General features: G+C 66.0%; 15 protein-coding genes. 10 read left to right on the top strand and 5 right to left on the bottom strand.

Translation table 11 applies throughout. The annotated features are described in order from the left end of the window. Positions 1-45 precede the first annotated feature (45 nt). The 7 genes from JQ635_RS22565 to ligA all read left to right on the top strand — a co-directional run bounded on the left by JQ635_RS22565 (position 46) and on the right by ligA (position 10824). Positions 46-1068, top strand: coding sequence for a cell division protein FtsQ/DivIB (locus tag JQ635_RS22565; protein ID WP_211411962.1), 1023 nt, complete (start codon positions 46-48; stop codon positions 1066-1068). Beyond that, positions 1065-2387, top strand: coding sequence for a cell division protein FtsA (gene ftsA, locus JQ635_RS22560; protein ID WP_130365013.1), 1323 nt, complete (start codon positions 1065-1067; stop codon positions 2385-2387). The genes JQ635_RS22565 and ftsA overlap by 4 nt, the downstream gene beginning before the upstream one ends. Positions 2388-2474: 87 nt before the next feature. After that, the gene (ftsZ, locus tag JQ635_RS22555; RefSeq protein ID WP_211411961.1) at positions 2475-4271 is read left to right on the top strand and encodes a cell division protein FtsZ; all 1797 of its coding nucleotides are present in this window, start codon (positions 2475-2477) and stop codon (positions 4269-4271) included. A gap of 361 nt (positions 4272-4632) precedes the next feature. Then, positions 4633-5595: a UDP-3-O-acyl-N-acetylglucosamine deacetylase gene (lpxC, locus tag JQ635_RS22550; RefSeq protein ID WP_211411960.1), complete on the top strand. Its 963-nt coding sequence runs from the start codon at positions 4633-4635 to the stop codon at positions 5593-5595. Between the two features lie 245 nt (positions 5596-5840). Next, complete coding sequence (locus tag JQ635_RS22545) at positions 5841-6740, top strand: outer membrane protein assembly factor BamD (RefSeq protein WP_211411959.1); 900 nt, start codon at positions 5841-5843, stop codon at positions 6738-6740. Positions 6741-6779: 39 nt separating this feature from the next. Beyond that, positions 6780-8468, top strand: coding sequence for a DNA repair protein RecN (gene recN / locus JQ635_RS22540; RefSeq protein WP_211411958.1), 1689 nt, complete (start codon positions 6780-6782; stop codon positions 8466-8468). Positions 8469-8670: 202 nt separating this feature from the next. Then, complete coding sequence (gene ligA, locus JQ635_RS22535) at positions 8671-10824, top strand: NAD-dependent DNA ligase LigA (RefSeq protein WP_211411957.1); 2154 nt, start codon at positions 8671-8673, stop codon at positions 10822-10824. Positions 10825-11005: 181 nt separating this feature from the next. On the opposite strand, the gene JQ635_RS22530 is transcribed toward ligA, so the two are convergent. Further along, complete coding sequence (locus tag JQ635_RS22530; RefSeq protein ID WP_211411956.1) at positions 11006-12283, bottom strand: multidrug effflux MFS transporter; 1278 nt, start codon at positions 12281-12283, stop codon at positions 11006-11008. Between the two features lie 321 nt (positions 12284-12604). Next, positions 12605-14434 (bottom strand): aminopeptidase P family protein, encoded by a 1830-nt coding sequence (locus tag JQ635_RS22525; protein WP_211411955.1) that lies wholly within the window; start codon positions 14432-14434, stop codon positions 12605-12607. Positions 14435-14620: 186 nt separating this feature from the next. Here JQ635_RS22525 and JQ635_RS22520 point away from each other — a divergent pair, with 186 nt between their 5' ends. Continuing rightward, positions 14621-14800 (top strand): hypothetical protein, encoded by a 180-nt coding sequence (locus JQ635_RS22520; RefSeq protein ID WP_211411954.1) that lies wholly within the window; start codon positions 14621-14623, stop codon positions 14798-14800. Positions 14801-14896: 96 nt separating this feature from the next. Here JQ635_RS22520 and JQ635_RS22515 read toward each other — a convergent pair whose 3' ends face one another. After that, the gene (locus tag JQ635_RS22515) at positions 14897-15784 is read right to left on the bottom strand and encodes a 50S ribosomal protein L11 methyltransferase (RefSeq protein WP_211411953.1); all 888 of its coding nucleotides are present in this window, start codon (positions 15782-15784) and stop codon (positions 14897-14899) included. Positions 15785-15948: 164 nt separating this feature from the next. Between JQ635_RS22515 and JQ635_RS22510 the strand changes: the two genes are divergently transcribed. Further along, positions 15949-16104 carry a Flp family type IVb pilin gene (locus tag JQ635_RS22510; protein ID WP_092021903.1) on the top strand — a complete coding sequence of 52 codons (156 nt, stop codon included), beginning with the start codon at positions 15949-15951 and terminating at the stop codon, positions 16102-16104. Between the two features lie 262 nt (positions 16105-16366). Here JQ635_RS22510 and JQ635_RS22505 read toward each other — a convergent pair whose 3' ends face one another. Next, the gene (locus JQ635_RS22505; RefSeq protein WP_211411952.1) at positions 16367-18004 is read right to left on the bottom strand and encodes a phytoene desaturase family protein; all 1638 of its coding nucleotides are present in this window, start codon (positions 18002-18004) and stop codon (positions 16367-16369) included. A gap of 151 nt (positions 18005-18155) precedes the next feature. On the opposite strand from JQ635_RS22505, the gene JQ635_RS22500 reads away from it, so the two are divergent. Next, complete coding sequence (locus tag JQ635_RS22500; protein WP_211411951.1) at positions 18156-20435, top strand: fused MFS/spermidine synthase; 2280 nt, start codon at positions 18156-18158, stop codon at positions 20433-20435. Positions 20436-20618: 183 nt separating this feature from the next. Here the strand turns inward: JQ635_RS22500 and JQ635_RS22495 are convergent, their stop codons facing one another. Continuing rightward, complete coding sequence (locus JQ635_RS22495; protein WP_211411950.1) at positions 20619-21617, bottom strand: glycerophosphodiester phosphodiesterase; 999 nt, start codon at positions 21615-21617, stop codon at positions 20619-20621. Between the last annotated feature and the right edge of the window lie 3 nt (positions 21618-21620).

The raw sequence follows: 21620 nt of genomic DNA, 5'->3' as shown, positions 1-21620 counted from the left end.
GCCAGGATCCGCGCGATGTCGCGGGCAAATTGACGAGCTCGTGCAATGGATGGAGCAGGAAGCCTCACCCGGTCGCTTTTCAGATCGCTGAGGCCCCAAGCTGACCTGAAGGCGGCCGCTATCGGAGCGGTCGTGCTTCTGCGCGAGTGGGTCCAGGACAAGCGCGAGGAGAAGCGCGCTGCCGCCAAGATCAAGGCCAAAGCCAGGGCCAAGGCCGTCGTCGAGCGCGAGCCGCCGCCGCGCGTGGTCGCTCTGGTCGAGCGCTATGCGCCGCGCCGGGTCGGGATCGCCATGACTGCGCTGCTGCTGCTCGGAAGCTGCGGCTTCGGCATCGTCAAGGGTGGCCATCTCCAGGATTTCATCACCGCGGTCAGCGATGCCCGCAACGCGATGGCCAATTCCGCCGGCTTCCGCATCACCTCCGTGGTGATCAACGGCCGCAAGCAGCTGACCCAGGACGAGATCCTCGCGATCGGCGGCGTCAGCGGCCGCTCCTCGCTGCTGTTCCTCGATGCCGACGTCGTGCGCGAGAAGCTCAAGGCCAATCCCTGGATCGCGGATGCGACCGTGCTGAAGCTGTATCCGGGCCGGCTCATGATCGACATCACCGAGCGCCAGGCGTTCGCGCTGTGGCAGGAGGCCGGCCGCCTCTCGGTCATCGCCGATGACGGCGCCGTGCTCGAGCCCTATGTCTCGCGCCGTTTCCTGTCGCTGCCGCTCGTGGTCGGCAAGGGCGCCGATACCCAGGCTCGTGATTTCCTGGCGCTGCTGGCGCGCTATCCGCAGGTCAATGCGGTGACCAAGGCTGCGGTCTATGTCGGCGAGCGGCGCTGGAACCTGAGGCTGAAGGACGGCCTCGACATCCGCCTGCCCGAGCAGGACGTCGGCAATGCGCTTGCGACGCTGTCCAGGCTCGACAAGGAGGACAGGCTGTTCTCCCGCGACATCGTCGCCGTCGACATGCGCCTGCCGGATCGGCTGGTGGTGCAGCTGTCCGACGACGCCGCCAAGGCGCGCGAAGACCAGTTCAAGGACAAGAAGAAAAAGAAGGCCGGGGACGCTGCATGACCGGTCTTGATCGCACCCAGACGCCGAAGACGCGCCAGATGCCGCACAAGCGCGGCGGCCTCGTCGCCTGTCTCGACATCGGCACCAGCAAGATCGCCTGCATGATCGCGCGGCTGAAACCGTCGGCGCCGAGCGATGCGCTGCGCGGCCGCACCCACGCGGTGGAACTGATCGGCTACAGCCAGATCCAGTCGCGCGGCATGAAGGCCGGCGCGGTGGTCGATCTTACCGAATGTGAGCAGGCGGTCCGCCAGGCCGTCGGGCTGGCGGAGAAGATGGCCAAGGTGCGGGTCGAGTCCGTGCTGCTCTCGGTCTCGGGCGGCCGGCTCTCCGGCCAGTTGGTCGAAGCCGCCGCCGACATCCGCGGCGGCGCCGTGACGCCGGCCGACGTCAGCCGCGTCACCTCCACCGGCATGCGCCACGCCACTGGCGAGGGCCGTACCGTGCTGCACGCGCTTCCGGTCGGCTACACGCTCGACGGCGTCAAGGGCATCCGCGATCCTCGCGGCATGGTCGCGCACCAGTTCGGCGTCGACATGAACGTCGTCACCTGCGACGCCACCGTGGCGCGGAACCTGATGCTCGCGGTTGAGCGCTGCCACATCAATGTCGAAGCCATGGCGGCGAGTCCCTATGTCGCCGGATTGTCGGTGCTGACGGACGACGAAGCCGATCTCGGCGCTGCCGTCGTCGAAATGGGCGCCGGCACCACGACGATCGCGGTCTATTCCGGCGGCCGTTTCGTGCATGCGGCGGGTTTTGCGGTCGGCGGGCAACATATCACGATGGATCTTGCGCGCGGACTCTCCGCGACCATTGCCGATGCCGAGCGAATCAAGACGTTATACGGGACCGTCATCACCGGCGGATCGGACTCGCGTGAGCTGATGTCTGTGCCGACAGCCGGTGACGAGCAGGATCTGCCGCAGATCGTCTCCCGCGCCACCATCGCCAATATCGTCAAGCACCGTGCCGAGGAAATCTTCGAAATGGTCCGCGACCGGCTGAAGGATTCGCCCTTCGCGTCAGAGCCCAACGGCCGCGTCGTGCTTTCGGGCGGCGCCTCGCAGCTGACCGGTCTTGTCGAACTCGGAACGCAAATTCTCGGCCGGCCCGTGCGGGTCGGACGTCCCCTCGGCTTCGGCCGGCTGCCCAACGAGGCGAAGAACGCCGCGTTCGCGGTGCCGGCCGGCCTCCTCGTCTACCCGCAATATGTTCACCAGGAACATGTCGAACCGCGGCATACGCGGCAGCAGGTCAGGACAGGGACCGGCGGTTATTTCGGAAAGGTGGGACGATGGCTACGCGAGGGCTTCTGATGACTCCTTTCCGCAATTCCCGATTTTCACCAACTCCCGCGGCCGCCGGCCGGGGCGAACCCACGCGCGCGTGATCGAGAGGCAACCATGACCATCAGCATCAATGTTCCTGATATTCACGAACTGAAGCCCCGGATCACCGTGTTCGGCGTCGGCGGCGCCGGCGGCAACGCCGTCAACAACATGATCACGGCGGGCCTGCAGGGCGTCGACTTCGTGGTCGCCAACACCGACGCGCAGGCGCTGACGATGTCGAAGGCGCAGCGCATCGTGCAGATGGGCACGGCGGTCACGCAAGGCCTCGGCGCAGGTTCGCAGCCGAACGTCGGCGCCGCGGCGGCGGAAGAGGTGATCGACGAGCTGCGCGACCATCTCTCGGGCGCCAACATGGTGTTCGTCACCGCCGGCATGGGCGGCGGCACCGGCACCGGCGCTGCACCCGTCATCGCCAAGACCGCGCGCGACATGGGCATCCTTACCGTCGGCGTCGTCACCAAGCCGTTTCACTTCGAAGGCGGCCGCCGCATGCGCACCGCTGAAGCCGGCATCAACGAGCTTCACAAGGTCGTGGACACGCTTCTGATCATCCCGAACCAGAACCTGTTCCGGGTCGCCAACGAGAAGACCACCTTCGCCGACGCCTTCGCGATGGCCGACCAGGTGCTCTATTCGGGCGTCGCCTGCATCACCGACCTGATGGTCAAGGAAGGCCTGATCAACCTCGACTTCGCCGACGTTCGCGCCGTGATGCGCGAGATGGGCAAGGCGATGATGGGCACCGGCGAAGCTTCCGGCGACAAGCGCGCGCTGACCGCCGCCGAGGCCGCGATCGCCAACCCGCTGATCGACGACAGCTCGATGAAGGGCGCCAAGGGCCTCCTCATCTCCATCACCGGCGGCAAGGACCTCACACTGTTCGAGGTCGACGAGGCCGCGACCCGCATCCGCGAGGAAGTCGACCAGGACGCCAACATCATCGTCGGCGCCACCTTCGACGAAGCGCTCGACGGCCTGATCCGCGTCTCGGTCGTCGCCACCGGCATTGAGCAGGCCGCGATCGCCCGCAACAGCCAGGCGACCTCCGCGCCGGTCGCGAACGCGGCGCCGCAGGCGCAGCAGGCGCCCGCAGCTCCCGCTGCCGCCGCCGAGAGCCGTCTCGCCGACCTCACCGCGCGTCTGCGCGCTGACAACCAGCGTCTCGCTGAACGTGCGCAGAAGCTGGAATCGCAGATCCCGGCCGCCGCGCCGGTTGCTGCCGCGCCGGTCGCGCCGCGCCAGAACGTCGAGCGCGCGGCGCTCGCCGCCATCGCGGCTGCCGTTGCCGAGGTCCCGCAGGCGCCCGCGCCGCAGACCTATGGCGACGTCACCGTGCGGCCGATCGCGCAGAAGCCGACCCTGTTCCCGGAGCCCGACATGGCCCCGGTCGCGATGCAGGAGCCGATGACGCCGGAAAACTTCATCCCGCCGCAGGCCGAGCGTCCGCCGGTCCGTGCGCCCAGGATGCCGCGCATCGATGAACTGCCGATTCCGGCCCAGGCTGAGCTTCGCCAGGCGCGCGGCGAGGTGGAAGAGGAGACCCCGCAGAAGACCCGCCTGTCGCTGCTGCAGCGCCTCGCCAATGTCGGCCTTGGCCGCCGCGACGAGGAGAGCGAGCCGCCGGTGGCCGCCCGCACCGCCGGTCCCGCCATGCCGCCGCTGCCCGAGCGCCGTCCGCAGAAGAGCGTGGCGCAGCAGATCGCGGCCAGCGAGCCGGTATCGGAGTATGCCCGCCGTCCCGCGCCGCAGGGCCTCGACATGCATGGCCGCCCCGCACCTGTTGCGCCGACACCACAGGGTGACGACCATCTTGATATCCCGGCCTTCCTGCGGCGGCAGGCGACCTGAGGATTGTTACAATAAGGCAGATGCAAAAGGGCCCCGGTGGGAAGCTTGCCGGGGCCTTTCCTTTTGTCCCGCGCAGGTCACGATTGCGTGGTCAAGCAACTGATTTTAAATCATTAATTACGTATTCGGTGGTTCAGTAAAACCCGTCGGCAGCGGCCCCAAACCCCGGCGCAATTTGGTTAAGCCTTGGCGCGAATACGGCAGGTTTGGGGTAACAATCGGTAAAAAACCGTGAGTTGGCGCTGTTTGAGGCAGCAACTATGGTTTGCCGTGACTTGGGGATACGGATTCGGACGTCGGCGTAGGCGGATCGGTCGAGTTCAGTATAAGTCGCAATGGGTCGTAGTGGGGCGGGTTCCTGATGAAATTTAGCCGGCAAACAACGCTTCGTGCGCAAGCCACCGTGGTCGGCGTCGGCGTTCACTCCGGTCTTCCTGTCACTCTCACGCTTGGGCCTGCGCCTATCGACGCAGGTTTTATTTTTGTCCGTACGGGCCTTGAGGGAAGTGACCGCGAAGTTCAGGCGACCGCCGACCAGGTGATCGCGACCGACCTTGCCACCGTCCTCGGCGATCGTAACGGTCCGCTGGTCTCCACTGCCGAGCATGTGCTTGCTGCACTGCGGGGCATGGGCGTGGACAACGCCACGATCGAACTCGACGGGCCGGAAGTGCCGATCATGGACGGCAGCGCCGCGGCGTTCGTTGCCGCCATCGACCAGGCCGGCATCGTCACCCAGTCCGCGCAGCGCCGCTTCATCCAGGTTTTGAAGCCGGTCTCGGCCAAGATCGGCGACTCCTTCGGTGAGATCCGGCCCTATGCCAACGGGTTCCGCGCCGAGGTCGAGATCGATTTCACCAATCCCGTCATTGGTCAGCAGAGCTACGCGCTCGACCTCAACCCGGAACGTTTCCGCCGCGAAGTCGGCCGTGCCCGGACCTTCGGCCTGATGTGCGACGTCGCCCGGCTCTGGAGCGCGGGCTATGCCCTCGGCGCCTCCTTCGACAACACCGTCGTGTTCGACGAGGAGCGGCTGCTCAACACCGAGGGCCTGCGCTACGCCGACGAATGTGCCCGTCACAAGGTGCTGGACGTGATCGGCGACCTCGCGCTGGCCGGTCTGCCGCTGCTTGGCGCCTACCGCTCGGTCCGCGGCGGCCACAAGCTCAACCACGCTGTCCTGACCGCTCTGCTTGCCGACCGTACCGCTTGGCGCGTGGTCGAGGGCGAGGCGGTGCGTCGCACCACCCGTCCGGTGGGCGAAGTCGGTCGCGGCATTGTCGGCGGCCGGATCGCCGCGGCCTACGGGCCGGACGTGTCCTGAAGGGATCTGCCGCCGCTGGCATGTGACGGCGACTTGCCCCGGGGAAACTCCTGGTAACCATGATCGGCTAGCATTGCGGCACGTTCGCCTTAATCCGGGCGAAATGCCTGCCTATCCGGTTGGTTAAGGATCGTTTTTGGATACATCGGCGTGGGCGCATGGCAGGCACCACGGCACCATTTCGCGCTCATGACGGGGTTCATGGGCTTGCGGGCACCGCATCACAGGGCGTCAGGGCAAAATTTATGTCGGCACAGCGTATGACGCGCGGATCTCTTTCGATTTCGCCAAAGGCCTCGATTGCGGCCCGTGGGCTGCTCCAGGCCGTCACCTTCGTCCTGCTCGCGCTGCCGCTGGCCGGCTGCGGCACCGGCGATCTCTGGGACAAGTTCACCGCCAAGGACGACACCTTCGTCGAGGAGCCCGCCGACAAGATCTACAATGAGGGCCTGTACCTCATGAACGAGAAGAAGGACATGAAGGCGGCGAACAAGAAGTTCGAGGAGGTCGACCGCCAGCATCCTTATTCCGACTGGGCCCGCAAATCGCTGCTGATGTCGGCCTACGCCTCCTACCAGGGCGGCGACTATGACGGCTGCATCGGCGCCGCCACCCGCTACGTCACGCTGCATCCCGGCAGCCCGGATGCGGCCTATGCGCAGTATCTGATCGCCGCCTCGCATTACGACCAGATCCCGGACATCAGCCGCGACCAGACCCGCACCGAGAAGGCGATCGCCTCGCTGGAAGAGGTGGTACGCAAATATCCGACATCCGAATATGCGACCTCGGCCAAGGCCAAGATCGAGGGCGCCCGCGACCAGCTTGCCGGCAAGGAAATGAACGTCGGCCGCTACTACGCGCAGAAGCGCGACTACACCGCCGCGATCAACCGCTACAAGGCCGTCGTCACCCAGTACCAGACCACGCGCCATGTCGAGGAGGCGCTCTACCGGCTGACCGAATCCTATATGGCGATCGGCATCGTCGGCGAGGCACAGACCGCGGCCGCCGTGCTCGGCCACAATTTTCCTGACAGTCGCTGGTACAAGGACGCCTATAATCTTGTAAAATCGGGTGGTCTCGAGCCGAGCGAGAATCAGGGGTCCTGGATCAGCAAGACCTTCAAGAAGATGGGCCTCTAGGGCCATCAAGATGGCCTCGGCTAGGAAATTTGGGGTTCCATGCTGGCGCGTCTGTCGATCCGCGACATCGTCCTGATCGAACGGCTCGATATCGAATTCGCCACCGGCCTTGCGGTTTTGACCGGCGAGACCGGGGCGGGCAAATCCATCCTGCTCGATGCCTTTGCGCTGGCGCTCGGCGGCCGCGGCGACGCCGGCCTCGTGCGCCACGGCGCGGAGCAGGGGCAGGTCACCGCCGTCTTCGATATCCCGAAGAATCACCCCGCGACGAAGATCCTGGCCGAGAACGGGCTGGACGACGCGAGCGTTGCAGATTCTTGCGAGATGATTCTACGCCGGGTGCAGCTCGCCGATGGCCGCACCCGTGCCTTCATCAACGACCAGTCGATCAGCGTGCAGACGCTGAAGGCGGTCGGCGCCGCGCTGGTCGAGATCCACGGCCAGCATGACGAGCGCGCGCTGGTCGATGCCGCCACCCACCGTCGCCTGCTCGATGCCTTCGCCGGCCTGGAGAAGGACGTCGCGGCCGTCGAAGAGCTGTGGGATGCCCGGCGCACCGCCAACACCGCTCTGGAAGAGCATCGCGCCGGCATGGAGCGCGCCGCGCGCGAGGCCGACTATTTGCGCCACGCCTCCGACGAGCTGAAGCGGCTCGCGCCGAAGGAGGGCGAGGAGACCTCCTTGGCCCACCGCCGCACCACGATGATGCAGGGCGAGAAGATCGCCTCCGACCTCCGTGAGGCGCAGGAGGCGGTCGGCGGTAATCATTCGCCGGTTGCGGCACTGTCGGCGGCGGTGCGCCGGCTGGAGCGCCGCGGCGTCAACTCGCCGGCCCTGGTCGAGCCCGCCGTGAAGGCGATCGACGCCGCGATCAACGCGCTGGAGGAAGCCGACCAGCATCTCCAGGCCGCGCTTGCCGCGACCGATTTCGACCCGGCCGAGCTCGAACGCATCGAGGAGCGGCTGTTCGCCCTGCGCGCCGCCTCGCGCAAATATTCGACGCCGGTGGATGGGCTCGCGGCGCTCGCCGCCAAATATGCCGCCGACGTCGTGCTGATCGATGCCGGCGCCTCACGGTTGAAGAAGCTGGAGCAGGCCGCGATCGAGGCGGATAGCCGCTATGCTGCCGCCGCCAAGAAGCTGTCACTGGCGCGGCAGAAATCGGCGGAGAAGCTCAACAAGGCCGTCAATGCCGAGCTCGCCCCGCTCAAGCTCGAGCGCGCCAAGTTCATGACCCAGGTCGAGACCGACGAGGCCGCGCCGGGCCCGCAGGGCTTCGACCGCGTCGAGTTCTGGGTGCAGACCAATCCGGGCACCAAGCCGGGGCCGATGATGAAGGTCGCCTCCGGCGGCGAGCTGTCGCGCTTCCTGCTGGCGCTCAAGGTCGTGTTGTCCGACCGCGGTTCGGCGCCGACGCTGGTGTTCGACGAGATCGACTCAGGCGTCGGCGGCGCGGTTGCGGATGCCATCGGCGGGCGCCTGGCGCGGCTTGCCGGCAAGGTGCAGGTGATGGCCGTGACCCATGCTCCGCAGGTCGCCGCGCGGGCCGACCAGCACCTTCTCATCTCCAAGGACGCCCTCGACAAGGGCAAGCGCGTCGCCACCCGCGTCAATGCGCTCGCCGCCGACCACCGCCGCGAGGAGATCGCCCGCATGCTCGCCGGCGCCGAGATCACGGCCGAGGCGAGGGCGGCCGCGGAGAGGCTGCTGAAGGCGGCGACGGCTTGATTCACTTGTCCCGGACGCGGCGCAGCGCATAGCGCTGCTCCGCAGAGCCGGGACCCAGAATGCCGCCGCATGGGCCCCGGCTCTGCGGCGCACCGCTGAGCTGGACGATGCTTCGCATCGCCAGGGAAGCGCTGCGCCGCGTCCGGGGCACACAACTTTTCCCGCCTTTACCCTCCCGCCCGCTCCGTCGTATCCAAGCACCATGGCAAGAGCAGCAAAATCCAAAGCAACACCGCCTCGCGACGTCACTGAGCTCACCAAGGCGCAGGCCAAGGTCGAGCATATGCGGCTCGCACTCGAAATCGAGGGACATAACGAGCGCTACTATCAGGAGGATGCGCCCACCGTCACCGACGCCGAATACGATGCGCTGCGCCAGCGCTTCAACGCGATCGAAAAGCGGTTTCCGGAATTCGTCAGCGCGGAGTCGCCCTCGCAGAAGGTCGGCGCGGCACCGTCGGGTCGCTTCAAGAAGGTCTCGCACTCCGTGCCCATGCTGTCGCTCGACAACGCCTTTGCCGAAGAGGACGTGCGCGACTTCGTTGGCCGCATCGTGCGTTTCCTGAAGCTCGACGACGACAAGATCAACTTCTCTGCCGAGCCAAAGATCGACGGTCTCTCGATGTCGTTGCGCTATGAGGGCGGCGAGCTCGTCACCGCGGCGACCCGCGGCGACGGTGCGGTGGGCGAGGACGTCACCGCCAATATCCGCACCCTCGAAGACGTGCCGCAGAAGCTGAAGGGCCGCAACGTCCCCGACATCTGCGAGGTGCGCGGCGAGGTCTACATGACCAAGAAGGCCTTCCTCGCGCTCAACGAGCGGCAGAAGGCGGCGGGCGACACCATCTTCGCCAATCCGCGCAACTCGGCCGCGGGCTCGCTCCGGCAGAAGGATCCGGCCATCACGGCTTCGCGCCCTCTCGGCTTCTTCGCCTATGCCTGGGGCGAGATGAGCGCGATGCCGGAGGATACGCAGAGCGGCATGATCGGCTGGTTCGAGCGCTGCGGCTTCAAGACCAATCCGCTGACGAAACTGTGCCACTCGGTCGAGGAGCTGATCGCGTTCCATCAGCGGATCGAGGAGGAGCGCGCCGAGCTCGACTACGACATCGACGGCGTCGTCTACAAGGTCGACCGCATCGACTGGCAGGAGCGGCTCGGCTTCGTCTCGCGCACGCCGCGCTGGGGCATCGCGCACAAATTTCCGGCGGAGCGCGCCATGACGGTGCTGCGCGACATCGAGATCCAGGTCGGCCGCACCGGCTCGTTCACGCCGGTCGGCAAGCTCGAGCCGGTCGGCGTCGGCGGCGTGATTGTGCAGAACGTCACGCTGCACAATGAGGACTACATCAAGGGCATCGGCAACAAGGGCGAGGTGCTGCGCGAGGGGCGCGACATCAGGATCGGCGACACCGTCGTGATCCAGCGCGCCGGCGACGTCATCCCGCAGATTGTCGACGTCGTCCTCGACAAGCGGCCGAAGACGGCGAAGGAATTCCAGTTCCCGAAGAAGTGCCCATGCCCGCTGCACACCGACGTCGTGCGCGGCGAGACGGCCGCCGGCGAGGAGGAGTCCCGCGCCCGCTGCAGCGGCGAGTTTGCATGCCCCTATCAGAAGATCGAGCATCTCAAGCTGTTCGTGTCGCGGCGCGCCTTCGACATCGATGGTCTCGGTGAGAAGCAGCTCCAGTATTTCTTCGATGAAGGATGGGTGAAGGAGCCCGCCGACATCTTCACGCTGGAGAAGCGCAACGCAAAACTCAAGCTCGAGGAGATCGAGGGCTACGGCGCGACCTCGGTGCGCAACCTGTTCGGCGCCATCGAAAGCCGGCGCAAAATCGCGCTGGAGCGTTTCGTCTACGCGCTCGGCATGCGCCATGTCGGCGAGACCACTGCGCTGGCGCTGGCGCGCGGCTATGGCTCCTGGGACGCCTTCCACGATGCCTGCCTCAAGGTCGCCAAGGGTGACGAGGAGGCGATGGCCGAGATGGACGCGCTCGACCAGATCGGCGACACCGTGATCAAGAGCATCGCCGACTATTTCGGCGAGAGCCACAATCGCGGCATCGTCGAGCGCCTGACCAGGGAGGTCGAGATCGTCGACGCCGAGAAGCCGAAGAGCAACTCGCCCGTCGCCGGCAAGACCGTGGTGTTCACGGGCTCGCTGGAGAAGATGACGCGGGATGAAGCGAAGGCGACCGCGGAGCGTTTAGGGGCGAAAGTGTCGGGCTCGGTGTCGAAGAAGACCGATCTCGTCGTCGCCGGCCCCGGCGCGGGCTCAAAGCTCGCGGAAGCCAACAAGCACGGCGTCAAGGTGCTGACTGAAGACGAGTGGCTGAAGCTGATCGGAGAGTGATGCTTTCTTCCTTCTCCCCTTGTGGGAGAAGGTGGCGCGAAGCGCCGGATGAGGGGTTGCATCCACAAGCGCGATTGAGAGTAACCTGCGCGGAGACATACCCCTCACCCGTCTCGCCGCTTTGCGGCGAGCCACCCTCTCCCACAAGGGGAGAGGGGAAGGGAAGGGCGCACAGCGCCCCTCACATCATCCCCGTCTCTTCCTCCTCCGCCTGCTCGATCAGCTCTTCGCTCACCACAACTTCGCGGCGCGGGACGACGAAGATCATCGTGCAGGCGCAGAGGAGCGAGATCGCCAGGATCGCCGCGGTCAGCGGCAGCGCCGTCGTCGAGTGGCCGCCGAGATAGGCGCCGAACTGCGACATCAGCGCGCCGAGGCCCTGTTGCAGAAAGCCCATCGCGCCCGACGCCGTGCCGGCGGCCTCGGGGCGGACGCTGATGGCGCCGGCTGCGGAATTTGCCATCACGATGGCGTTGCCGGCCATCACGATCATCTGGGTGCCGAACAGCCAGTGTGGGGTCGCGTTCAGTCCCGTTAAGCTCCAAAGCAGGTTCAAGATGCTGCCGCCGAGCTGCAGCGCCAGCCCGAACCAGATCAGCTTCTCCAGCGAGTGACGCGGCGCAAAGCGCACGCAGAGCAGATTTCCAACGAGAAAGGCGAGGCTGCTAGTGGCAAACCACGCGCCATATTCGACGGTGGTTCGGCCCATCTGCGTCACCACGATGTACGGACCGCCACCGGCGAAGGTGAAGATGATCTGCGAGGCCAGCACCTGGCACAGCACGTAGCCGACGAAGGCGCGGTTCCTGATCAGGCTGCCGACATCGCCGCGAAAGCCGCTGCCGCCTGCACGGTCGCGGCGCGTCTCCGGCAGCGCGAGCGCGATGCCGATCGCGACCGCAAGAGAGCCTGCGGTAATCGCGTAGAAGATCGCGCGCCAGCCGAACGCGGTCTCAATCAGGCCGCCGGTCAGCGGCGAGAGCATCTGCGCGATCATCATGACGGCGATGACGAGGCTGATCATGGCGCCGACGCGCTCGCGCGCGTAGAGATCGCGGATGATGGCACGGCTCACCACCATGCCGGTAGCCCCGCCGAGCGCCTGGAAGAAACGTGCAGCGATCAGTTGCGGCAGGCTCCCGGCGAAGACACAGCCGATGCTTGCCGCGACCATCAGCGCGAGCCCTGCGAGCAGCACCGGGCGCCGCCCGAATTTGTCGGACAGCGGGCCCATGATCAGTTGCGAGCAGGCGATGCCGACCATGTACAGGGACACGGTCATCTGCGCGACCGAGATGTCGCTGCCAAACGTCGTCGCCAGCACGGGGAGCGCTGGAACCAGCATGTAAAGCGAGATCGGCGCAACGCCCGTCATGCAGACGAGCAACAGCAGCATCACGCGCGAGGTCGCGATGGTCTTCGTTGCCGCTTCCGGCGGCCTGCTGATCATGCCGTGCATGCGTGTCCGTCTCGATGAAATCCGAATCGACTGTAGCGTGCTCACGCAAGACGGATATCGGCGTTTCGGAATGCGGCTATTCGGATTTTGGGACGGTTATAATAACAGCGCGATGGCGACCGATTGGGCGCGTTGCTCGCGCGGTATCAACAGGTGTCATTCCCCGCGAAAGCGGGGAATCCAGTTCGCCGCGGCCTATCCGGATACTTTTGCTGTCTCTGGAATACTGGATGCCCCGCCTTCGCGGGGCATGACAGTTGTGGCGGAGAGACAGCCTTGCACAAATCGCGTAGTGCTATGCGTCGCGCTCCGGCACGCGCGCTACGCCTTCAGCTCCGCCGTCGCCTGATCGAGCCAGGCTCCGGTCGCCTCGTCCAGCGCCGGCCGCACCTCGGCCCTCACGCGCGCATGGTAGGCATTGAGCCAGTCGAGCTCGTCATTGTTCAGCATCGTCACGTCGATCAGCCGGCGGTCGATCGGCGCCAGGGTCAGCGTCTCGAAGGCGTTCATCGGCTTCTCGGCGCCCTTGATGCTGGCTTCGACCACCAGCTCGAGATTCTCGATGCGGATGCCGAAGCCGTCGGTCTTGTAGTAGCCGGGCTCGTTGGAGAGGATCATGCCGCGCTTCAGCGGCGTGGTGCCGAGCTTCGAGATCCGGGCCGGTCCCTCATGCACCGAAAGATAGCTGCCGACGCCGTGGCCGGTGCCGTGCTCGAAATCGACGCCGGCGGCCCAGAGATATTGCCGCGCCAGCGTGTCGAGCTGTGCGCCGGTGGTGCCGTCGGGGAAGACCGCGCGCGCGATCGCGATGTGTCCGCGCAGCACGCGGGTGAAGCGGTCGCGCATCTCGGCAGTCGGCTCGCCCACCGCCATGGTGCGCGTGACGTCGGTGGTGCCGTCTTCATATTGCGCGCCGGAATCGATCAGCAGGAGATCGCCGGGCGCGATCCGCCGGTTGCTCTTGCGGGTGACGCGGTAGTGCACGATGGCGCCGTTCGGGCCGGTGCCCGAGATGGTCGGGAACGACACGTCCTTCAGTGCGCCGGTGTCGCGGCGGAAGGTCTCCAGCGCCTCGACTGCGTCGATCTCGGTGAGCTTGCCGCTTGGTGCCTCGCGATCGACCCACGCCAGGAAGCGCGCCAGCGCCACGGCGTCGCGCACATGGGCCGTCTTCGTGCCCTTGATCTCGGTCGCGTTCTTGACCGCCTTCAACAATGCAATCGGATCGCTGCCGCGCACCGGCTTGCCGCCGGCGCCGGCGATCAGCCGGCTCAGCGCCTCGGCCGCGGTCGCATTGTCGAGCGCGATCGCCGCCCCGCTTTTGGCGAGCGCCATCAGCGTCGGCGCCATCGCGTCGGGCTCGCGCACATCGGCGGATTGCTCGAGATGATCGCGCGAGAGGTTGGAGAGCTTGCGGTGGTCGATGAAGATGGTGGGGCGGCCGTCCTTCGGCACCAGCGCGTAGGACAGCGGCAGCGGCGTGTGCGCGACGTCGGCGCCGCGGATGTTGAAGGTCCAGGCCACCGCATGGCTGTCCGACAGCACCAGCGCATCCGCGCCGAGCTTGGCGATCTCGCCCCTGATCTGCGTCAGCTTCTCGGCTTCGGTGACACCGGCATGCTGGAGGCTGTGCACGGCGACGGGGGCAAGCGGCGGCGGCGGCCGGTCATGCCAGATCGCATCGACCGGATTGCCGTCGACCGGCACCAGCTCGGCGCCGGCCTTGGCGCAGGCGGCGGACAGGCGCTCGGCTGCCGCAAAAGTGTGCAGCCACGGATCAAATCCGAGGCGATCGCCGGCCTTCAGATGCGCCGACACCCAGCTTTCCGGCGGCGGATCGATCAGCGATTCCACCGCCCAGGCCTTGGCGTCGACCTGCTTGGCCGCCTGCAGCGTGTAGCGGCCATCGACGAACAATGCGGCCTCGCGGGTCAGCACCACCGCGAAGCCCGCTGAACCGGTGAAGCCGGTCAGCCAGGCCAGCCGCTCTTCCGAGGGTGCCACATATTCGTTCTGCTGCTGGTCGGCGCGCGGAATGACAAAGCCGGTCAGCTTGCGGCGGGCGAGTTCTTCGCGGAGTGCAGCAAGGCGCGCGGTTAACGCGACGCCGGCCTCGGGCTCCTCGAATGTCTGGAAGTGCGCTTCGAACATGTGGATCACTCTAGGATCATGGGCATCAGTCCGCAATCTAGACGCATTTCCATCGCATCTGGCATGGACTGTGCTTGAAAATGTTCCATTCGAATTGAGTGGAGTAAAGGATGCGGCAGTTGCGCTTCGTCCGGATAACAGGGAAATTCGAGCAAGTGGTTCATCTCAACGGCGAGGGGACACACGATGCCAGCGTTCACGTTTGAGAAGATCTCGCCGCCGGTGCGCCGCGCTCCGGCCGCAACGGGACCGAAGAAGCCGCGCGGCCTCATTAGCCAGATGATCGACCGTTTCGCCGAGCGTCGCGCCAGGCGTGCCCTGCAGGCCGAGCGCGTCGTGCGCCGCGACGAGAAGCCGGCGGAGTAAGGCGGCAACGATCATGCCGTAGGGTGGGTTAGCCGAAGGCGTAACCCACCATTTTGGTGCGACATGCGTTGGCGGATTACGCTTCGCTAATCCGCCCTACGAGACCTTCCTCAGCAACAGACTGCTCCACTCCTCGATCCGCAGATGCCGCAATGGCACGAGGCCGTGCGCACGGTAGGCGGCGATCACGGCGGGGGCCTGATGCGTCAACAGGCCGGAGAGGATGACGCGGGCGCCGGGCGCGAGGTGTCGCACCATCGGGCTTGCCAGCTGCCGCAGCGGGTTGGCGAGGATGTTGGCCAGCACCAGGTCGAACGGGCCGGCCCGGGCAAAATCCGGCGCGGCAAAGCCGGTCGCGCGGATCACCCGCACATGATGACCGGTTTCATTCAGCGTCGCATTCTCCGCCGCCACCCGCACCGAGGGCGGGTCGATGTCGGAAGCCAGCACCGCGTGGTGCAGCGCCTTCGCCGCCGCAATGGCCAGCACGCCGGTTCCGGTGCCGAGGTCGAGCACGTTGCGCGGACGGGAACTCTTCAGGACATGGTCAAGCAGGAGTAAACAGCCGCGCGTGGTGCCGTGGTGTCCAGTGCCGAAGGCGAGCGCCGCCTCGATCTCGATTTTGAGCTTGTTCGGCGGCACACGATCGCGGTCATGGCTGCCGTGCACGACGAAGCGCCCGGCCGGCACCGGGACCAGATCCTCCAGGCTCGCCTTGACCCAGTCCTTGGCCTCGACGGTGTCGAAGGCAAGCGTCTCGGCGATCTCATTTCCTGCTGAAGTTGCAATGAGTTCGCGCAGCCATGGCTGGTCCGGCGGCTCGGCGAAATGCAGCGTCACGTCCCACTGGCCGTCCGGCCGCTCGAACGCGGCGACCGCTGCATCGCCCTCGAAAAACACCTCGGTGAGCACATCGACAACGCGCCTTGCGGCGGCCTCGGTGCCGATCGAGAAACTGGCGCGGTGGGTGGGGGAAGGCTGCATCCTCGGAGGTCCGTCGGGTTCAATTTTTGGAACTTTTGCGCTCAATTTTCCGCATAAGTTGAATCTCGGGATTAACTGGACCGAAGGTCGCATCCCGTAGATTTGCGGCCGTTGGGGCCAACCAACGCAGCTTGTAATTGAGATGGAGGCGTGTCTTGAAGCGCATGGTTTTGAAGTTCTGGTCCGATGAATCCGGTGCAACCGCAATCGAATACGGCCTCATCGCGGCCGGTATCGCTCTGGCGATCATCACTGTGGTGAACAGCCTGGGCAGCACGATGAACGACAAGTTCGGTTCGATTAGCAGCTCCTTGAAGTAATTTCCGCCTCCAATTTCCAGCGGGGGCAATTTTCTTCATAGATCTCCAGACGAGCGCCCGCGCGGGGAATTGCCCTCGGCGGGCGAGGTCGTTTTGGGGCGGTGGTGTCCACAGGCCATCAGCCATTTATCAAGGCGTCGTCCACCGGCTCATCCCCTTACTGTCCCGCGGTTGTCCACCGCCTTTTCCCCTGCATGTCCGGATCGAGTCCTCGGTCTGACCGCAGACATCTCGACAGCCTGTGCACAGCCCATCCACAGACCTATCCACGGCTTCCGAACAGCGCGCGGTGGTCCCGCAGGATCACGCGCGCCGCATTGTGGCCGGGGGCGCCGGTGACGCCGCCGCCGGGGTGGGCGCCGGAGCCGCAGTGATAGAGGCCCCTCAGGGGCCCGCGATAATCGGCGTGGCCCAGCATCGGCCGCGCCGAAAACAGCTGGTTCAGCGTCAGCGCGCCGTGGAAGATGTCGCCCCCTAACAGGCCGAACTGCCGTTCGAGGTCTAGCGGGGAGAGGATCTGGCGGCCGAGCACGCTGGATGCGAAGCCCGGCGCGTAGTTGTCCACAGTCGCGATCATGAGATCGGCGACCTCGTCGCGATGGTCGTCCCAGGACTTTCCATCGGGAAGCTCCGGCGCGACGTGCTGGCAGAACAGGCTCGCCACGTGTTTTCCTGCCGGCGCCAGCGTGTCGTCGAGCGTCGAGGGGATCAGCATCTCGACGACAGGCTGTCGGCTCCAGCCCAGCGCGCGCGCATCGAGATAGGCGCGATCCATGTAGGGAAGGCTTGGCGCCAGGATGATGCCGGAGGTGAGGTGATCGCCCTCGCCTGATAGCGCCGTGAAGGAGGGCAGGCGGTCCAGCGCCACGTTCATGCGGAAGGTGCCAGAGCCGTTCTTCCAGTGCCTGATGCGGGCGAGGAAATCCTGGGGCAGCGCGTCGGCCGCGATCAGCCGCGTATACAGCAGCTTTGGATTGACGTTGGCCGCGACATATTTGGCGCGGATCGTCTCGCCGTTCTCCAGCACCACGCCGACCGCGCGGTCGCGCTCGACGATCACCTCGCGCACGCCCGCATCGGTGTCGATCGCGACGCCGCGATCCCTGGCGGCGCGCGCCATGGCTTGCGTGATTGCGCCCATGCCGCCGATGGCGTGGCCCCAGACGCCCTTCTTGCCGTTCACCTCGCCGAAGGCGTGATGCAGCATCACATAGGCCGAGCCGGCGGCGTAGGGGCTGGCGTAATTGCCGACGATGGCGTCGAAGCCGAACAGCGCCTTGACCAGATCGTGCTCGAAACGTTCGTCGAGCATCTCGCCGGCCGAGCGGGTGAAGAGATCGAGCAGGCTGCGGCTTTGCTCCAGAGTCAGGCCGCGCAGGATGTTGGCGCTCTGCAATGCGTTCACGGCCTCGCGGATCGCGTTCGTGCCGAAGCCGTCGAGCAGGTTCGGCGGCGCGCGCAGCACGAATTGCCTGAGCACGTCGGCGATATCCTCCAGCTCGCGCGAGAAGCCGTCGAGCGCTTCCGCATCATGCGCGCTGAGCCGCGCGACTGACGCTTTGGTCCGCCCCTCGCCGGTGAGGAGATAGCTGCCGTCGGGCGCGGGCAGGAAGTTCTGGGCGCGTCGTTCGACGACCCGCAGGCCCTGTTCAGCGAGCTTGAGATCACTGATCACCTGCGGATTGAGCAGGCTCACGGTGTAGGCCGCGACCGAATTGCGAAAGCCGGGGTGAAACTCCTCCGTCACCGCCGCCCCGCCGACCACCTTGCGCCGTTCGACCACACGCACGCGCAGGCCCGCCGCCGCGAGATAGGCCGCGCAGGTGAGGCCATTATGGCCAGCGCCGATGATGAGGACGTCGGTTTCGCTCATGAGAGATTCAAAATGTTCCCGGGTCATTCCGGGACGGTCGGAAGAACCGGACCCGGAATGACATCTCTATATCAAGCAATCCTCGCTGCAACATCACGACACCCTTTATTGCCCGTTCAGGCGCCTTGTGCTCCATTGCACCCCGTCCGGCGCCCGCCGGGGTTTTGCCGGAGCTTTCATGGATTCGATCGTGCAACCCGCCGCCACGGAGCAGCCTTCGTCGTCGCGCAACCGGCTGCTGCTGACGGTCTACACCGCTGCGATCTTCGTCAGCGCGCTGCTGCTGTTCTCGGTGCAGCCGCTGTTCACGAAGATGGTGCTGCCGCGGCTCGGCGGCTCGCCGGCGGTGTGGTCGGTGGCCATGGTGTTCTTCCAGTCGCTGCTGCTGGCGGGCTATGCCTATGCGCATCTCTTGATGCAGGCGAGGAACCGAATCGTTCCGGTCGCGGTGCATTTGGTGCTGCTGGTCGCGGCCTTCGCCACTTTGCCGCTCGGCATTGCGTCGGCCTATGGCGAGCCGCCCGCTTCGGGCTATGCGTTCTGGCTGCTCGGCCTGTTCGTGGTCTCGATCGGGCTGCCGTTCTTCGCGCTGGCCGCCAACAATCCGCTGCTGCAGGCCTGGTTCGTCCGCACCGGCCATCCCGCCGGGCACGATCCCTATTTCCTCTATGCCTCCTCCAACATCGGCAGCTTCCTGGCGCTGTTGTCCTATCCGTTCCTGCTAGAGCCGATGTTCACGCTGCACACCCAGAACCGGTTCTGGACCGGCGGTTACGGCCTCCTGATCCTCCTGATCGGCGGCTGCGGCGTGCTGTTGTTGCGCTCGCCGAAGCTGGCGGTCGCCGATGCGCGAAGCGAGGACGTCAATGCGCCAGCACCAAGCCTCCTGACGCGGCTGCGCTGGATTTTCCTCGCTGCGGTGCCGTCGGGCCTGCTCATCGCAGTGACCGCGCACATCTCGACCGACGTTGCGGCCGCGCCGCTGCTCTGGGTGCTGCCGCTGTCGCTGTACCTGCTGACCTGGGTGGTCGTGTTCCAGTCGCGACCGCTGCTGCCGCACAAATGGATGCTGATGCTCCAGCCGGTCGCGATCGCGGGCGTCGTCGTCCTGCTCGCGTTCGGCGGCGAGCAGAACCTGCTGCTGACGCTCGGCGGTCATCAATTGTGCTTCTTCGTCATCGCCATGGCCTGTCATGGCGAACTGGCGCGGACGAGGCCGGCGGCCAAATATCTCACCGGCTTCTATGTCGCGCTGTCGTTCGGCGGCATGGTCGGCGGCCTCTTTGCCGGCCTGGTCGCGCCCTTCACCTTCTCCTGGATCGCCGAATATCCGATCCTGATCGCGCTCGCCGCGCTGTGCCGACCGTCCGCGAACGAACGCCTCGCCGGCATCGTGAGATGGTACTGGCTGGCGCTCGCCGCGCTCGCGGTGGCGCTGATCGCGCCGTCCACGACCACCGGCAATCTCTCGACCTGGTTCGAAGATCACCGCGTCTGGGTTGCCGGCGCTGTCGGCGTGCTCGCCGCGCTGCTGACGCTGGCGCTCAATGCCGGGCGCTGGAAGATCTTCGCCACCGTCGCGCTGGCGCTGACGTTGATCCGGGTCTATCCGGCGGACGAGGGTCGCGTCACCACCGTGCGCAGCTTCTTCGGCGTGCACAAGATCGTGGAGACGCCCGGCGGCTATTTCCACGTGCTGATGCACGGCACCACGATTCACGGCGCCGAGCGCTTCCGCAACAATGACGGCACGCCGGTCACCGGCCGGCCCGAACCGATCACCTACTACCACAAGGACGGCGGCATCGGTCAGGCCGTGACCGCGATCCGCGAGCGCAAGGGCACGCCGCTCAAGGTCGCTGCGATCGGCGTTGGCTCCGGCACGCTCGCCTGCGCCGCCGAGCCGGGGGAAGACTGGAAATTTTTCGAGATCGACCAGTCGATGGTGGATGCCGCGCGTGACCCCAAGAATTTCCGCTACATCTCGAGTTGCCTGCCGGACCTAAAGCCTGTCATCGGCGACGCGCGCCTCACCTTCGCCAAGGAGCCCGACGGCGCCTACGATCTCATCATCGTCGATGCCTATTCGTCCGATGCGATCCCGATCCATCTTGCGACCGAAGAGGCGATGAAGATCTACAAGGACAAGCTCGCCCCGCACGGCGCGGTGGTGATGCACGTCTCCAACCGCCACCTCGATCTCGAGACCGTCGTGGTCGGCATTGCCGATGCCAACGATCTCAAGAGCTGGGTCTTCAACGAGGATTCGGGCCGCGATTCCGACTACATCTTTTCGACCGACGTCGTCATCTCCGCGCGCGAGGAGGAAGACGTCGGCAAGCTCGCCGCCTCCAAATCGTGGGAGCAGACCGAAGCCGACGACCGGGTGCGGGTCTGGACCGACGACTACTCGAACATCCTGGGCGCGCTGTACCGGCGTTTGAGGGACGGGGAGTAGGGACGTTTCGCCGCGTAGGAGACTCGTGCCCCGGACGCTGCGCAGCACCATAAGCGCGTTTACGCGCGTCTTCGACACGCTATGGTGATGCGCTGCCGAGCCGGGGCCCATGGTACGGCATTCTGGGTCCCGGCTCTGCGGAGCAGCGTTGCACGCTGCACCGCGTCCGGGACACGAGACGGCTTACGGCTCCACCGGCGTTCCTGCCGGCAGCGCAATTCCCTTCTCGCCGGCGACCTGCCGCAACAGGTCCGGATTGTCCGAGATGATCCCGTCGACGCCGGTCTCGATCATGCGCGCCATGTCTTCACGCTTGTTGACCGTCCAGACCACGACGCGCAATCCGAGCGCATGGGCTTCAGTGACCAGCGCCGCGGTCACGTCGCCGAAATAGGGCGACCAGATCGCGCCGCCCGCAGCCTTGATGGTTCGCGGCAGTGAGCCGCCGTGATCGGCCGGGCTGAAACCCGCGGTCCAGCCAGTGGCCTTGTCCAGCGCCACCGTCGGAGCCGAGCCGCGCTGAAGCGTCAGGTACACGGTTGCAATCGTCGGCGCCTGCTGCTGGACGAGCTGCAGGGTCCTCCAGTCGAACGACTGGATCATGACGCGATCGGAGAATTTTTCGGCCTCGATCAGCCCGAGCAGCTTTGCGACGAATCCTTGCGGATCGAGGGATTCGTCCGGATGGTTCGGATCGATCTTGGTCTCGATGTTGAAGCGCACATTGGTGTTGCCCGATTTGCGCACCAGCGCGAACAGCTGCTTCAGCGTAGGGATGCGCGTCCCCGGCACGGCGCGCTGTTCGGGGAATTGCCTGGCATAGGCACTGTCGGGGCGGATCTGGCCGACGTCATAGGCCCTGACGTCGTCAAGCCGCAGCTTGACAAAGGGCGTGCCGGGCGCAGCCACATAGGCGCCGCTCGCATCCCGTGTGATATCAGGGTTGAGCCCGCGTTCATGCGAGATGACGACCTCACCATCGGCGGTGACGCCGACGTCGAGCTCCAGCGTGTCGACGCCCATCGACAGCGCGTTGGCGAAGGCGGGCAGGGTGTTTTCCGGCAGCAGCGCCCGCCCGCCGCGATGCGCCTCGAGATCAAAGGCCATGGCTTGTCCTGCAATGGCGTGTCCTGCGGCGAGAACCGAGAGCACGGTCAGGATCGTCGTGGCACGGGACGGCATGAT

Origin of the sequence: Bradyrhizobium iriomotense (genome assembly GCF_018130765.1) — a bacterium.
Taxonomy (GTDB): domain Bacteria; phylum Pseudomonadota; class Alphaproteobacteria; order Rhizobiales; family Xanthobacteraceae; genus Bradyrhizobium; species Bradyrhizobium iriomotense_A.
Note: the sequence above shows the minus strand (reverse complement) of the source record. Positions and strands in the feature narration are given on the sequence as shown.

Excerpts from the sequence above, each read along its gene's own strand:
- JQ635_RS22565 (WP_211411962.1), top strand. The coding sequence starts at position 46 with ATGGATGGAGCAGGAAGCCTCACCCGGTCGCTTTTCAGATCGCTGAGG.
- ligA (WP_211411957.1), top strand. The coding sequence starts at position 8,671 with ATGGCAAGAGCAGCAAAATCCAAAGCAACACCGCCTCGCGACGTCACT.
- JQ635_RS22505 (WP_211411952.1), bottom strand. The coding sequence starts at position 18,004 with ATGACCCGGGAACATTTTGAATCTCTCATGAGCGAAACCGACGTCCTC.
- recN (WP_211411958.1), top strand. The coding sequence starts at position 6,780 with ATGCTGGCGCGTCTGTCGATCCGCGACATCGTCCTGATCGAACGGCTC.
- JQ635_RS22510 (WP_092021903.1), top strand. The coding sequence starts at position 15,949 with ATGGTTTTGAAGTTCTGGTCCGATGAATCCGGTGCAACCGCAATCGAA.
- JQ635_RS22525 (WP_211411955.1), bottom strand. The coding sequence starts at position 14,434 with ATGTTCGAAGCGCACTTCCAGACATTCGAGGAGCCCGAGGCCGGCGTC.
- JQ635_RS22530 (WP_211411956.1), bottom strand. The coding sequence starts at position 12,283 with ATGCACGGCATGATCAGCAGGCCGCCGGAAGCGGCAACGAAGACCATC.
- JQ635_RS22495 (WP_211411950.1), bottom strand. The coding sequence starts at position 21,617 with ATGCCGTCCCGTGCCACGACGATCCTGACCGTGCTCTCGGTTCTCGCC.
- JQ635_RS22520 (WP_211411954.1), top strand. The coding sequence starts at position 14,621 with ATGCCAGCGTTCACGTTTGAGAAGATCTCGCCGCCGGTGCGCCGCGCT.
- ftsZ (WP_211411961.1), top strand. The coding sequence starts at position 2,475 with ATGACCATCAGCATCAATGTTCCTGATATTCACGAACTGAAGCCCCGG.
- JQ635_RS22515 (WP_211411953.1), bottom strand. The coding sequence starts at position 15,784 with ATGCAGCCTTCCCCCACCCACCGCGCCAGTTTCTCGATCGGCACCGAG.
- JQ635_RS22500 (WP_211411951.1), top strand. The coding sequence starts at position 18,156 with ATGGATTCGATCGTGCAACCCGCCGCCACGGAGCAGCCTTCGTCGTCG.
- ftsA (WP_130365013.1), top strand. The coding sequence starts at position 1,065 with ATGACCGGTCTTGATCGCACCCAGACGCCGAAGACGCGCCAGATGCCG.
- JQ635_RS22545 (WP_211411959.1), top strand. The coding sequence starts at position 5,841 with ATGTCGGCACAGCGTATGACGCGCGGATCTCTTTCGATTTCGCCAAAG.
- lpxC (WP_211411960.1), top strand. The coding sequence starts at position 4,633 with ATGAAATTTAGCCGGCAAACAACGCTTCGTGCGCAAGCCACCGTGGTC.